The 12,909-nt window shown below is 70.7% G+C and carries 11 protein-coding genes; 1 reads left to right on the top strand and 10 read right to left on the bottom strand.

The window, feature by feature from the left end; genetic code table 11:
- Positions 1-4 precede the first annotated feature (4 nt).
- Positions 5-658 (top strand): PaaI family thioesterase, encoded by a 654-nt coding sequence (locus ACQHII_RS47190; RefSeq protein WP_427925102.1) that lies wholly within the window; start codon positions 5-7, stop codon positions 656-658.
- A 10-nt stretch (positions 659-668) separates the two neighbouring features.
- Here ACQHII_RS47190 and ACQHII_RS47185 read toward each other — a convergent pair whose 3' ends face one another.
- The 10 genes from ACQHII_RS47185 to ACQHII_RS47140 all read right to left on the bottom strand — a co-directional run bounded on the left by ACQHII_RS47185 (position 669) and on the right by ACQHII_RS47140 (position 12,807).
- Positions 669-2,312 carry an FAD-dependent oxidoreductase gene (locus ACQHII_RS47185; protein WP_427925101.1) on the bottom strand — a complete coding sequence of 548 codons (1,644 nt, stop codon included), beginning with the start codon at positions 2,310-2,312 and terminating at the stop codon, positions 669-671.
- A gap of 135 nt (positions 2,313-2,447) precedes the next feature.
- Positions 2,448-3,335: an SMP-30/gluconolactonase/LRE family protein gene (locus tag ACQHII_RS47180; RefSeq protein ID WP_427925100.1), complete on the bottom strand. Its 888-nt coding sequence runs from the start codon at positions 3,333-3,335 to the stop codon at positions 2,448-2,450.
- Between the two features lie 17 nt (positions 3,336-3,352).
- The gene (locus ACQHII_RS47175; protein WP_427925099.1) at positions 3,353-4,777 is read right to left on the bottom strand and encodes an aldehyde dehydrogenase family protein; all 1,425 of its coding nucleotides are present in this window, start codon (positions 4,775-4,777) and stop codon (positions 3,353-3,355) included.
- The gene (locus ACQHII_RS47170) at positions 4,774-5,307 is read right to left on the bottom strand and encodes a hypothetical protein (protein WP_427925098.1); all 534 of its coding nucleotides are present in this window, start codon (positions 5,305-5,307) and stop codon (positions 4,774-4,776) included. The genes ACQHII_RS47175 and ACQHII_RS47170 overlap by 4 nt, the downstream gene beginning before the upstream one ends.
- Complete coding sequence (locus ACQHII_RS47165) at positions 5,304-6,323, bottom strand: phosphotransferase family protein (protein ID WP_427925097.1); 1,020 nt, start codon at positions 6,321-6,323, stop codon at positions 5,304-5,306. The genes ACQHII_RS47170 and ACQHII_RS47165 overlap by 4 nt, the downstream gene beginning before the upstream one ends.
- Positions 6,320-7,426 (bottom strand): hypothetical protein, encoded by a 1,107-nt coding sequence (locus ACQHII_RS47160; RefSeq protein ID WP_427925096.1) that lies wholly within the window; start codon positions 7,424-7,426, stop codon positions 6,320-6,322. Before ACQHII_RS47160 ends, ACQHII_RS47165 begins: the two co-directional genes overlap by 4 nt.
- 39 nt (positions 7,427-7,465) lie before the next feature.
- Positions 7,466-9,097, bottom strand: coding sequence for a thiolase C-terminal domain-containing protein (locus ACQHII_RS47155; protein WP_427925095.1), 1,632 nt, complete (start codon positions 9,095-9,097; stop codon positions 7,466-7,468).
- Complete coding sequence (locus ACQHII_RS47150; RefSeq protein ID WP_427925094.1) at positions 9,094-10,329, bottom strand: cytochrome P450; 1,236 nt, start codon at positions 10,327-10,329, stop codon at positions 9,094-9,096. The genes ACQHII_RS47155 and ACQHII_RS47150 overlap by 4 nt, the downstream gene beginning before the upstream one ends.
- The gene (locus tag ACQHII_RS47145; RefSeq protein WP_427925093.1) at positions 10,326-11,678 is read right to left on the bottom strand and encodes a phenylacetate--CoA ligase family protein; all 1,353 of its coding nucleotides are present in this window, start codon (positions 11,676-11,678) and stop codon (positions 10,326-10,328) included. The genes ACQHII_RS47150 and ACQHII_RS47145 overlap by 4 nt, the downstream gene beginning before the upstream one ends.
- A gap of 25 nt (positions 11,679-11,703) precedes the next feature.
- Positions 11,704-12,807, bottom strand: coding sequence for an LLM class flavin-dependent oxidoreductase (locus ACQHII_RS47140; RefSeq protein ID WP_427925092.1), 1,104 nt, complete (start codon positions 12,805-12,807; stop codon positions 11,704-11,706).
- Positions 12,808-12,909: the final 102 nt, after the last annotated feature.

The raw sequence follows: 12,909 nt of genomic DNA, 5'->3' as shown, positions 1-12,909 counted from the left end.
CGGGGTGAAGGGGAACACGGGAGTCGACGAACTGCACGGCAGACGGGCCGCGGTGGCCGCGCTCGGCCATGAACTGCGCGTCCTGGTGGACGCCGCGGTACGCACCGGCGCCCCGGACGAAACCCTGCGCCGGGCGGCGGAGGAGGCACGCCTGCTCGCGGAACGGCTATCCGTGCGGTGTCGTACGCGGGCCGAACTGCCCTCGGTGGACCGGCCGTGGACGGGGCCGCGCATGTACAGCCCGGTCAGCGGCGCGGGCAGTCCGGTGGCGCCCCCGGTCCGGATGGAGGCGGTCGACCACGGCTTCGTGGGCACCTGCACGCTCGGGCTCGCCCACGAAGGGCCGCCCGGTTACGTGCACGGCGGCGTCAGCGCCATGCTGCTGGACGAGTTGATGGGCCGGGCCTGCACCAGTGTCGGGCCGTCCGCGATGACCGTCGGGCTGGAGCTTCGCTACCGCCGGCCCGTGCCCCTGGAGACGCCGCTGCGGCTGGTCGCCGTGGTGACCGGCGTCGAGGGGCGCAAGAGGATCGTGCACGGCTCGATCGCCGCTTCGGCGGAGCCGGACGTCGCCCTGGTGGAGGCGGAGGGCACTTTCCTGGTCCTGCGGCCCGACCAGGAAAGTGCCTTGTTCGCGGGCGTGCGCCCCGTCGAGTGAGGTATCCGCGCTACGGGGTATCCCGCCGGTCCGTGCGCACAGGGCCGGCGAGCGCGGTATCCGAGGCACCGTCCGTCTTCGCGATCTCCACCATGGACTCGACATCCGTGAGCTTGCTGCGCGGACGGCCGCGTTCCTTGCCGCGTTCGCGTTCGGCGGCGTCGATGGCCTGCCAGCCCTTGTAGTCGACGGCGCCCGGCTGCCGTTGCTCGACGAGGCTGTTCAACGCTTCGCGGTCACAGCTCGGATCGGGGCGTCGGAGCTTGCCGCCGACGAGGTCCTCAAGCATCAGCTTGACGGTGTCCTGGGCGCATTTCTTGTTGGTGCCGATGACGCCGGCGGGCCCGCGCTTGATCCAGCCGACGGTGTACACGCCGCTCAGCGCCTGGCCGGTCCTCGGGTCGATGACGCGACCGCCCTCGTTCGGGACGATCCCACGTGCTTCGTCGAAGGGGACGCCCGGGACCTCGGTGCCGCGGTATCCGATGGAACGCAGGATCAGGTTCGTCGCTATTTCCTCGGTCCGTTCGGTGGGCCGAGCCGTCAGTGAACCGTCTTCGGTCCGATGGAGCTCGTTGCGCACCAGCTGAACGGCCTCGACGTGTTCCGCACCGAGAACCGCGGTCGGGGAGGCGAGGAAGCGCAGCACGATCCGCTTGTGGGCCGGGTCCGTGACACGCGTCGAGTACTCCTGGACAACCCTGGTCCTGAGCACCGTCGACGGCTGCGCGCCGGCGCCTTCCACGGCCGTTCGGCTGTGCTCGTCGAGAACCAGATCGCCGGGGTCGACGACCACGTCGACCCCCTTCATATGGCCGAGGGCGATCAGCTCGGGGCTGGTGTACGCGGCCTGGGCCGGCCCGCGACGCCCGAGCACGATGACCTCACGGATATTGCTGAGACGCAGGGCGTCCAGGGCGTGATCGGCGATGTCGGTTGCGGCGAGATCATCGGGATCGGAAACCAGGATGCGCGCCACGTCCAGGGCGACGTTTCCGTTGCCGACAACGACGGCGCGTTCGCCGGACAGATCGAACCGCAGACCGGCGTAGTCGGGGTGTCCGTTGTACCAGGCGACGAATTCGGTGGCGGTGCGACTGCCCGGCAGGTCCTCGCCGGGAATGCCGAGGCGGCGGTCACGCGACGCGCCGACCGCGTAGACGACCGCATGGTAGTGGGACATCAATTCCCGATGGCTGATGTGTGTTCCGACTTCGACGTTCAGGTGGAAGGCGAAGGACGGCTTGGACATGACCGTTTGAAAGAGGTCGGTGATCGCCTTCGTGCCGGGGTGATCGGGAGCGACACCCGACCGGACGAGCCCCCACGGTGTCGGCAGCCGGTCGAACATGTCGACCTCGACGGCGCCTTGAACGTTGGTGAGCAGCTCGTCCGCGACGTAACAACCGGCCGGCCCCGACCCCACGATCGCGACCCGCAGCGGCTCCTCCTGCCCGGGAACTCGGGCCGACGGCGCCGAGACGGACGGTCCGGCATCCGCTTCGAGCGGGTGCCTCGCAAAATAGTCCGCGTTGATATCCGCGTATATCTTGTCGGACTCGCCGAGTTCGTCGTCCGGGAGGATGGCCTCCACCGGACATACCTCCATGCAGGCGCCACAGTCGATGCATGTCGCCGGGTCGATGTACAGCATCTCCGCGTTCAGGAACAGCGGATCACCCGGAGTGGGGCGGATGCAGTCCACCGGGCACACCGGGACGCAGGACGCGTCGTTGCAGCACGGCTGGGTGATCACATAGGGCATGGAGGAGTCCGTCTCAGGTTGTCGTCAGGGCCGGCCGTCGGCGCGTGGCACCTCGACCGTGTGGGTGTGGAGCTCGGACTCCTTGGCGGCCTTGCGCTCCTCCTCGGCGAAGCTGGGCGCGGTGCAGACCAGCAGGGTGCGGCCGTCCGGGCCGCCGAGCGTGCAGGAGTAGAGGCCCAGTCCGTCCGGCGCCCGGACCTCGTCGACGATGGTCCCGCCGGGCGCGACGCGCACCGCCCGGCCGTTCAGCGCGTCGGCCACCCAGATGTGTCCCTCGGCGTCGAGAACACAGCCGTCGGGGGCGAAGTCGGTACGCACGATCGTCTCGATCGAGTCGTACGACGGCTCGTTGCCCACCTGCCCCCACACACGCCGCTCGTGCAGCGAGCCGTCCTCGCCGATGGCGAACGCGGTGAACCGGGAACCGAAGGTCTCGGCAACGATCAGTGTGGAGCCGTCGGGGGTGACGACCATGCCGTTGGGGAACCGCAGATCCTCGGCCACCACGGTGACCGTGCCGTCGGGATCGATCCGGGAGACGGCGCCGGGCTCGGGCTTCCCGCCGCCGAACAGGTCGAACCCGAACGTGCCGACGAATGCCCGTCCCCGTTGGTCGACGACCATGTCGTTGGCGTAGCCGACGGTGTACGGTGCGAGGTCGCCGTGCTCCTGGAGGGTGCCGTCGGCGCCGCAGTGCAGCACGCGGGAGTCCTTCATCGACACGACGAGCAAGGTCCCGTCGGGCAGCCAGCCGATACCGGACGGCTGGTTCGGGACGAACGCGGCCTCGCCGGCCGTGCCGTCGGTCTCCACCCGCAGCACACGGTGGGTGTAGAGGTCCGAGACCCACCAGGCACCGTCGTGCCAGCGCGGCCCCTCGAAGAACGCGCCGCCCTCGAACAGTTTCTCCATGTCCGTTTCCCTTCGTCTCACCGTGTGCGGGGCCGGGCGACACTGACCGTGTGCAGCTCGCAGTACTGGTCGAGTCCGACGGACCCGTTGGCACGGCCCACCCCGCTCTGTTTGGTGCCGCCGAACGGCACCTCGGGCGACACCAGCGCGTGCCGGTTCACCCAGGCCGAGCCGGCATCGAGCCGGGCGGCGATCTCGGCGCCGGCCGACACGTCGGAAGTCCACACCGACGCCCCGAGCCCGAAGTCCGTCGCGTTCGCGGCCTCTACGGCCCGGTCGATGTCGTCGAACGGGATCACCGGCAGGGCGGGCCCGAACTGCTCCTGCGCCACGAGCGCGGTGTCCGGGCCGACGCCGGTGACCAGCGTCGGCGGGTAGAAGAGTCCCGGTCCGGGGCCGGGCTCACCACCCGTGACGGCGGTGCCGCCTGCGGTGAGCGCGTCGTCGACCAGGGATCGCACTCGTTCGAACTGGGCCGCGTTCGATATCGGACCCATCGTGGTGGCCGGGTCGAACGGGTCGCCGAGCACGGTCGCTTCGGCGACTCGGGCCAGCGCGGCGGTCAGTGGTTCGACGACGTCGGTGTGCACGTAGAGCCGTTTGATCGCAGCGCACACCTGCCCGCCGCGGTAGAAGGCGCCGGCGAAGATCTTCGGCGCGATCTTCTCGACGGCGACGTCGGGCAGGACGATCGCCGCGTCGTTGCCGCCGAGTTCGAGCGAGAGCCGGCGCAGCCGCGGTGCCGCCGCCGCCATGATCGCCCGGCCGGTGGCGGTGCTGCCGGTGAACGACACCATGCCCACACCGGGATGGGAGACGAGGGCGGCGCCCAGTTCGTCGTCTCCGACGACGATGTTGAGCACCCCCGGCGGCAGCACGTCGGCGAGCAGGCCGCCGAGCAGCACGAGGGTGAGCGGCGCGAGCGGTGAGGGCTTGAGGACGACGGTGTCGCCCGCGGCCAGGGCGGAGGAGATCTTCTCCACCGCGATCATCACGGGCGCGTTCCAGGGGACGATCGCGGCGACGACGCCGATCGGTGCGCGGTGCACGCGGACCGACTGACGTTCGTCGTCGTGGATCACGTCGACCGGAAGGGGGGTCGCGGCACGGTGCCGGGCGAATCCGGCCGCGGCGGCGACCTCGAAGCCCGCGTCCTTGATCGGGAGCCCGATCTCCCGTGCCAGTGTGCGGGCGAGCGTCTCGGCGTTGTCGGTGAGCACGCGGGCGATCGCCTCCAGCGCGCGCCTCCGGCTCGCCGGGTCGGCGGCCCAGGCCCGCCCCGCGTGCTGTGCCGCGTCGACGGCGTCGTCGAGCAGAACGGACGAGGCGACGGGACAATGGCCTGCGGGCTTCCCGGTCGCCGGGTTCTCCACGGTGAAGGTGGAGTCTGCCGAGACGAGTCGGCCGTTCACGAGAAGTCGAGGCTCAGCCAGCGTGGTCATGCGGTGGTTCCTTCCGTGGAGGCGGCCGGGTCTGCCACGGGGAAGACCGCCTGCCAGCGCAGGCGCGCCTCGGCGTGTCTGCCCAGCGCGGCACAGAGCCGGTCGAGGGCGGTGCGGGCCGCGGGCCGGTCGGGCACGGACTGGAGCGCGGTGAGGATCTGCCCGGTCAGCGCGCCGACATCGCGGTGCAGGCGGTCCAGTTGGGAGAGGGGGGCGCCGTCGAGGTCGGCCCTGCGGCGCAGCACGGCGAGCTCGCCGTCGGGTACTGCGGCCGGTACGTCGGCCAGGGCTGTGGCGCACAGCGCGAGCAGCTCGTCGATCTCGGCACGCAGCAGCACGTGCCGGCACTCCAGCTCGGTCTCCACCGTGCGCAGCAGTTTCACCACCGCCCGCACCTCGCCGGCCAGCTCCGCCGGCACCGCGGGCACGACCTCGGCGGCGAGGAAGCCGCGTATCTGGGCGAGCGTGTCCAGTCCCGCGGTGGGCACCGTGCCCGTCGGGAATGTCGTGTTCGGCGACGCGCCGGTCATCGTGCACCTCCGGCGAGGGCTGCCCGCAGGCATCCGGCGATGTCGTGTTCGAGATGGGCCAGGGATCGGCCGAGCAGCAGCAGGGTCGGCCGCACCGGTCGTCCGTCCCGGGGCGTCGCCACGCCGGTGAGGAAGATCGCCGCGAGCTTGACCAACGCGAGCAGGCGCCAGAACGCGAGCCGTTCCGGGTCGACCGCGTGCCCGCTCGCCTGTTCGTAGGCGAGGACGTACTCGGAGCTCGTGAGCAGCCCGCCGACGAGGTCGGACCCGGTGGTCCACAGCATGGTCCAGGCCAGGTCCTCGACGGGATCGCCGATGTGGGCGAGCTCCCAGTCCAGGACCGTGACGGTGCCGTCGGCCCCGAACAGCAGGTTGTTGGTCTTGAAGTCGCCGTGCACCAGACCGGGTCGGCCCGGAGCGGGCGCGTGTCCACGGAGCCGTGCGAGCGCCGCGGTGATCAGCGGACCGGGATCGGAGCTGGCCGCGGCGATCGCGGTGGCCCAGTGCTCGACCTCCGCCGCGGGCGGTGCCCCCTCCCCCAGCGCCGCGGGCAGCGGGGCTGCGTGCACGTCCGCCTGCAGTCGGACCAGTTCCTCCCCCAGCACCGCGCGTTCGGGAGCGCGGCCACGGCCGGCGAGCGTCTTGCGGATGTCGGTTCCCGCCACCCGCTCCAGGACCATGAACGAGAGGCCCAGTGGCGAGTCGTCCACTTCGCACCAGTACGGGCGCGGGACGGGCAGTCCACTCGCGCGCAGGTCGCGCAGCAGGTCGAACTCCGTGCCGAGGTCGCTGTCGAGCGGGCGGTGGTCGAAGTCGCGGCGCAGAACCAGGGCTTCGGTACGGCCCTCGGCGGGATCGTGCGCGTCGAAGGCCCACGTCTCGTGCGAGGTGCCGCCGGCCAGCCGGCGCAGACCGTCGACCACGACCGGCCGCCCCCGCCGCCCGGCGATGTAGGTGCCGAGGGCGGCGCCCAGGTCCGCGCCGGTGGGCGTCCGCACGGCGACCGGCGCCGTCATGTCGTGAGGCCGTAGGCCGGGTACGCGCCGAACACCTGTGTCTCGAAGGTCCCGTAGCCGACCTCCCCGGTGTCGGTCGTCATACGACACAGCACATGGGTAGGGCCGATCCGCGCGGTCACGGCCTCGTCGGCGAGGTCGTAGGAGACGGAGTCGACCCAGTTCTGCCCCATGTGGGTGCCGTGCCGCCACGGGTCGGGGCCGCCGTATCCGGTCCCGGCCCGCAGATAGGCCCGCCGCAGCGGTTCCAGTGTGACGGTGCGTCGGGTGCCGTCGACGTCGCGGAAGGAGACCGACGAGCCGTCGAGCAGCTCCCGGGCGGAGTTGAACTTGAGTTCGTGCTCGGGTGCGGAGAGCTCAAGCACCGGGCCGCCCTCGGTGAACGTGGGCACCTGCCGGACCGTCTCGACCTCGCGCTCGCCGGAGGCGTGCTCGGAGATGCTGAAGTGCACGGTCCGTGAGTCGAACTGCATCGGCGACCAGATCCACAGCGGTGGCCGCTGCCGGGCCAGGCCGTGGGCCTGCGCGATGCCGGCGGGCTCACGCTGCAGCCCCATGGACCGCACCCCCCATGAGCGGTCACGGGCACCCCACCAGGTGTCCGGTGCGACGTCGAACCGTTGCCCGGCCACGGTGAGGTGCCCCGTCCACCGCCCGGTCTGGATCAGTCGGGTGCCCTGCTCGATCACCCGGCCGGCGACGCGGGAGAACAGCGGCGGCTCCTCGAACGCCGGCACCGCCCCCTCCCAGCTCAGGTCGAGCGAGACGGCGTGCTCTCCCGGGGCCACCCGGAACCGCAGGCGGCGCAGTCCCTCGACCACCTCCAGGCCGACCGGGCCGACGGAGCTGGAGTCGAACCGGTCGGCGCCCAGCTCGCGCGACGCGCGGGTGGTCCACTGGGTGTCGCCGACCGCGACCGACGCGAAGGCGTCGATCACGCCGAGGTTGGGGTAGACGCCCATGCCGAGCAGGAAGAACACCGCGCCGTCACAGGAATGGCCGGTGAGGAAGTGCCGGTCGTAGAAGCGCCGGTCGCTGGTGCCCGCGAAACGCACGGGCTCGTGGGTCTGGTGGATCATGAAGTCGTCGGCGGGGCCGATCATCGTTTCACTCCCGCTCCTGGCGGACTCCCGGTGGAGTCCTCAACGGTCGGTGGTCAGTAGCAGGCAGCCTGCGGGGATGCCCCCGCCCGAGGTGGCGAGGGCCACCTCGGCACCGGGCACCTGACGGGCGCCCGCCTGTCCGCGCAGTTGCGCCACGGCCTCGGCGAGCTGGCCGAAGCCGTTGCTGCGGCCCGTGGTGAGTTGTCCTCCGTGCGGGTTGACCGGGAGCGAACCCCCTGGTCCGATGCGCTCGGCTCCGACGACGAAGTCGCCGGCCTCACCGATCCCGCAGAACCCGAGCGCCTCCAGCCAGCACAGGACGTTGAAGGTGAAGCCGTCGTAGAGCAGCGCGACATCGACGTCGCCCTGCCGCAGGTCCGTCCGGCTCCACAGATGCGCCGCCGGACCGAAGAGACCCGGCTGGTGGGTGAGCGTGCCCTGGTCCCAGGACTGCGGATCCGTCAGCTGCGTGCCGACGGCTTCCACCCGCACCGGCGGTCGTCGCAGGTCCCTGGCCTGGTCGAGCGCGGAGACGACGACTGCGACCGCGCCGTCGCACGGCACGTCGCAGTCGAACAGCCCGAACGGCGTGGTGATGGTGCGCGCCGCGGCATAACTCTCCATGTCCAGGAGGTCACGGTGCAGGGCATCGGCGTTGCGTGCGGCATGCCTGCGCGCGGAGATCGCGACCCAGCCGAGCGCATCGCGTCCGACGCGGTAGCGCGCCAGGTACTGGGAGGCGTACAGCGCGACCCAGTGCGCCGGTGAGACGGCGCCGAACGGCAACCGCCACTGGCCTTCTCCGCCGACCCGACCGCCGCCGGACCGTAACCGCGGTACCGCCGCCGTACTCACCGTGGTGAAACAGAGCACGTTTCGGCACAGACCGGCCGCCACCGCGAGCATCGCCGAGACCACCGCACCGGCCTGTCCCGGTACCTCCGCCGCACCGCAGTGCCAGCTCGGGCGCAGTTCCAGGGCCTGTTCCAGCCCGCGCACACCACCCTCGGACACACCGGGCAGGCCTATGGTGCCGGGGTAGGCGCACACCCCGTCGATATCGGAAGCGGTGAGCCCGCAGTCGTCGAGCGCGGCCCGGCACGCCTCGACCTGGAGAGCCAACGGCGTACGGCCGAGCCGCCGGCCGAACACCGATCGTCCGACGCCGGTCAGCGCGACCCGCCGCTCGAACCGCTCGCGGGTCGCGGGCCGACGCACCGTGACCGACGGCTCCGGCAGCGCGACCGGGGCCACGACCGCCGTGGACGGCTCGAACAGCGGCAGCCACACGTCGTCGACCCGCGCGAATCGCACCCGTACCGCGAGACCGACCGTGACGTCCTCCGGGTCGCAGCCAACGACATTCGTGGTGAGTCGTATCCGCGGATCCTCGGCGAGAGCGACGACGGCGACGACGTAGGGCGGCGGGAACTCCGGCGAGAACGGGTGCCGGTCGAGGGTGCAGGCGACGACCGTGCCCTGCCCGGACACGGATGCCACGACGGGCTCCCCCGCGCCGCAGTCCGGGCAGAACTCCACCGCCGGATGCAGCAGCCGCGCGCAACCGGTGCAGCGCAGCACGCGGAGCGTCCCGTCGGCGCCGGAGGTCCAGAAGAAGCCGCTCGGCCCGTCGACGCGCGGGAGCGTCGACGCGGCCAGTGCCGTCGTCATCGCGTGGCTCCGTCCGCGCTCAGCCACAACTCCCGCAGCCCGCGGGTCAGGAACACCTGCTGCCAGCGCAACGGCCGCTCGGCGAGCCGCACTCCGGGCAGTCCGGCCACCAGGATCGGCACCGCGACGCCGGCCTCCAGCCGGGCGAGTGCCGCCCCCAGGCAGTGGTGGGCACCGAACCCGAAGGCGACATGCGGGTTGTGCGACCGGTCGAGCCGCAACACGTCCGGGTCGTCGAACACCTCCGGGTCGCGGTTCGCCGCGGCCAGCACGAGGAACACCCGCTGTCCCTTGCGCAGCAGCTCGCCGCCGAACTCGACGTCCTCGCTCATGACGCGTACGACGGCCTTTCCCGGCCCGTCGAAGCGCAGGAACTCCTCGACGGCGCGGCGCACATCGACTTCTCCGTCGCGCAGCGCGGCCAACTGGTCGGGGTGCTGGAGCAGCGCGAGCACGGAGTTGGCGATGAGGTTCGCCGTGGTCTCGTGGCCGCCGAACAGCAGCAGGGTGCAGGTGGCGACGACCTCGGCCTCGGTCAGGGTGTCGTCCGCGTCCCGGGCCTCGATCAGCCCCGAGATGAGGTTGTCGGCCGGCTGGGCCTCATAGCGGCGCAGCAGCCCGGAGAAGTACGCGACGAGCGCGTCCATCGCCGCGGCCGCACGGGCGTAGCGGTCCGGGTCGTCGAGCCCGGCCGAAACCAGCGGCGCGACCTCGTCGGACCAGTGCTTGAACGTGTCCCGGTCCTCGGGCGGCACGCCGAGCATCTCGGCGATCACCACGGCGGGCAGGGGGTAGGCGACCTCGGCGATGAGATCGAACTCGTCGCGATTCCCGATCCCCGCGAGCAGTTCGGTGCACAGTTCGGCCGCCCGGTCCCGCATCCGGGACACCGCGCGCGGGGTGAAGGCCCGGCTCACCAGGCCGCGCAGCCGCAGATGGCTCGGCTTGTCCTGGAACACCATCCAGTTGCGCAGCACCTCGAAGGCCTGGCGTACCAACGGGTCCGTGCCGGGCTCGGAGAGTTTGCGCTCGATGAACGGGGCGATCCGGTCGGAGGAGAAGCGGTCGTCACGCAGCGCCGCGGACACGTCCCGATGCCGGGTGATCAACCACGACCGGTACTGCGGGTCCCAGACGACGGGGCTGTCACGGCGCAGCGGCGCGAAGGCTCCGTAGGGGTCCCGGACGGCGCGCTCTCCCAGGATGTCGATCCGGGGTGTCTCCGTGGTCATGCGGCGTCCTCCTGAGGCCGCTCGTCGATCACCCGGCGGGCCTTGAGCACGGCACGCTCGAAGGTCCCGGGCTCGACGAGGGTGACCGGGATCCGGATGAGGCAGCGGTGCTTGAGCTCGTCGGCGACCCGTAGGCGCAGTTGCTCCCGTTCCTCGGCCGAGCCGTGGAAGTCGGGGGCGATCTCGGCCTCGACCGCGATCTCGTCCAGGCTGCCCTTGCGGAACACCCGGATGCGGAACTCCAGGCCCAGCCCGTCGACCTCGCGCAGCGCGTGCTCGATCGCCGAGGGGAAGACGTTCGCGCCGCGGATGACGAGCATGTCGTCGGCCCGCCCGAGCAGTCCGCGGGGCATCCGCGGGTAGGTGCGCCCGCAGGCGCACGGTTCGGAGGTGAGGAAGCTGCGATCGTTCGACGCGAACCGGATCATGGGTTGGGAGACCCGCCAGAGGTGGGTGTAGACGATGTTGCCGGTCTCCCCCTCGGGCACCCGACTCGCCGGATCCTCCGGGTGCACGATCTCGGTCCAGACCTCGTCGTTGTAGACGTGCATGCCGTTCATCCGGTCGCACTCGGCGTTGGTGACGAAGGGGAACATCTCCGAGGTGGAGCCGGCGTCGCACACCGTCGTCAGGCCCCAGGTCTCCAGCAGCCGCCGCCGCGTCGAGGGGATCGATCCGCCGGGCTCGCCGCCGGAGAGGAACACCCGCAGCGGCGAGGCCTTCGTGTCGTAGCCGAGCTCCTGGGCGACCTCGGCCATGTGCAGCAGATAGGAAGGGGTGCCTTCGATGACGGTGCACCCCATCTTGTAGATCATCTCGATGTGGCGGCGGGTGTCCGCCGCGCCCATCGGCAACACCGTGGCGCCCGTGGACTCGGCCGCGTAGAGCATCGCCCAGCCGCCGAAGAACAGGCCGAACGGGAACGCAAAGTGCACGATGTCGCTCGGGCGCACGCCCGACGCCCAGTGGGTGATCGCGAAGATCTCCCGGGCGTGGTCCCAGTCCTGCTTCGCGACCCCGTACATCGTCGGTGTGCCCGATGTGCCGCTCGAACCGTGGATGCGCCAGATGTCCTCCTGGTTCATCCCCAGGTAAGAACCGAAGGGTGGGTGCTCCGCCTGGTCGGCCACCAGCATCTTCTTGGTGATGATCGGACAGCGTTTCGTGAAGTCGTCGAAGGTGCGGACCTGGTCCGGCTGGAATCCGGCGGCGTCCCAGTGGCGGCGGTAGAACGGCAGCGTGTAGGCCCGTTCCAGCTGCTTGCGCAGTTGCGACAGCGATGCCGCGTCGCGTTCGGCCGGGTCGCGCAGTTCGCGTCGTGGGTTCCAGTACTCCGGGGTGTCGGGCATCGGAGAAGTCCTTTCACGCGCCGGATCAGCCGTTGACGCCCGCCGGCGAGGACACGGCCGCCCGCCGGTTGACCTCGGGAATGACTTCCTCGGAGATGAGCCGCAGGCTCTCCTTGACGTCCTTGTAATCCATCCCGCCGTAGGAGACCAGCAGCATCTGCCGGTACTCCCCGCACAACTCCCGGCGCCGCAGCAACGTCTCCACCATCTGCTCCGGCGACCCCTTCAACTGCAGGTCGTAGAACGCCTCGAAACCGGCCTCACGGCCGTACTCACGGAGCATGTCCGCCCCCGACTGGTACGACGAGTAGTCCGTCGACGCACCGAAATGCTTCCCGTCGAACTCGTAGTGATCGACCATCGCCGAGTAGAAGCGCGACAGATACTGACGCATCGTCTTGTCCGCCACCTCCGCATCGGCATGGCAGTAGGCGAAGTCGAGCAGCGTCGGCGGCGGCGGCTCGGCCCCTTGCACCTCCCGGTAGCGGGCCCGCCAGGTGTCGAACTGGGCGGCCTGCTGCTCGATGGGGTACTGGTAGTTGAAACACATCAGGCCGCCGCCGATCTCCGCCATCGCCACCGTCGACTCCGGCGACATCGCGATGGTGAACAGCCGGTCCTGGAAACTCCGTTCCGGCCTGGGGAAGATCTCGCGCCGGGACTGGGAGAAGTGCTTCCCCTCGTGCTCGATCACCCCGGTCTCCAGACCGGCCAGCAGCGTCCGGGCCGACTCGTTGAACCGCTCCCGCGACTCGTCCATCGCGATCCCGAAACCCTCGTACTCGACCCGGGCCAGCCCCCGGCCCAGCCCCAACTGCAGCCGGCCGTCCGACAACACGTCCAGCATGCTGATCCGCTCGGCCAGCCGGATCGGATCACGGTGCCAGGGCAGAATGACCGCGCCCGTCCCCAGCTGGATACGGCTGGTCCGGGCCGCCAGATATGTCAGGGCCTGCAGCGGATCCGGCGACACACAATAGGGCCGGTCGAAATGATGCTCGGGCACCCAGACCGAGTCGTAGCCAACCTCCTCCACATACTCGCCGAGATCCATCTCCGCCTTCCACAACTCCCCGTCCGACAAAGAAGACGCGGCGTTGGCGAACAGCAGCAGAACTCCGAAATGCATGCGAACACACCCTTCTGGAGAGAGCGAAGGCCGGTACCGGCTGCCACTTTCCGGCAACCGCGTCCAGCAGCAGCAATCGTGACCCCGGCCACGGGACCGGCC

Source organism: Streptomyces sp. cg40, from assembly GCF_050320165.1.
Taxonomy (GTDB): domain Bacteria; phylum Actinomycetota; class Actinomycetes; order Streptomycetales; family Streptomycetaceae; genus Streptomyces; species Streptomyces hokutonensis.
This window is presented reverse-complemented; position numbering and strand designations above follow the sequence as displayed.

Coding starts and splice junctions, on each gene's coding strand:
- ACQHII_RS47145 (WP_427925093.1), bottom strand. CDS start 11,678: ATGCCCGACACCCCGGAGTACTGGAACCCACGACGCGAACTGCGCGAC.
- ACQHII_RS47165 (WP_427925097.1), bottom strand. CDS start 6,323: ATGACGGCGCCGGTCGCCGTGCGGACGCCCACCGGCGCGGACCTGGGC.
- ACQHII_RS47140 (WP_427925092.1), bottom strand. CDS start 12,807: ATGCATTTCGGAGTTCTGCTGCTGTTCGCCAACGCCGCGTCTTCTTTG.
- ACQHII_RS47185 (WP_427925101.1), bottom strand. CDS start 2,312: ATGCTGTACATCGACCCGGCGACATGCATCGACTGTGGCGCCTGCATG.
- ACQHII_RS47160 (WP_427925096.1), bottom strand. CDS start 7,426: ATGATCGGCCCCGCCGACGACTTCATGATCCACCAGACCCACGAGCCC.
- ACQHII_RS47180 (WP_427925100.1), bottom strand. CDS start 3,335: ATGGAGAAACTGTTCGAGGGCGGCGCGTTCTTCGAGGGGCCGCGCTGG.
- ACQHII_RS47150 (WP_427925094.1), bottom strand. CDS start 10,329: ATGACCACGGAGACACCCCGGATCGACATCCTGGGAGAGCGCGCCGTC.
- ACQHII_RS47155 (WP_427925095.1), bottom strand. CDS start 9,097: ATGACGACGGCACTGGCCGCGTCGACGCTCCCGCGCGTCGACGGGCCG.
- ACQHII_RS47175 (WP_427925099.1), bottom strand. CDS start 4,777: ATGACCACGCTGGCTGAGCCTCGACTTCTCGTGAACGGCCGACTCGTC.
- ACQHII_RS47170 (WP_427925098.1), bottom strand. CDS start 5,307: ATGACCGGCGCGTCGCCGAACACGACATTCCCGACGGGCACGGTGCCC.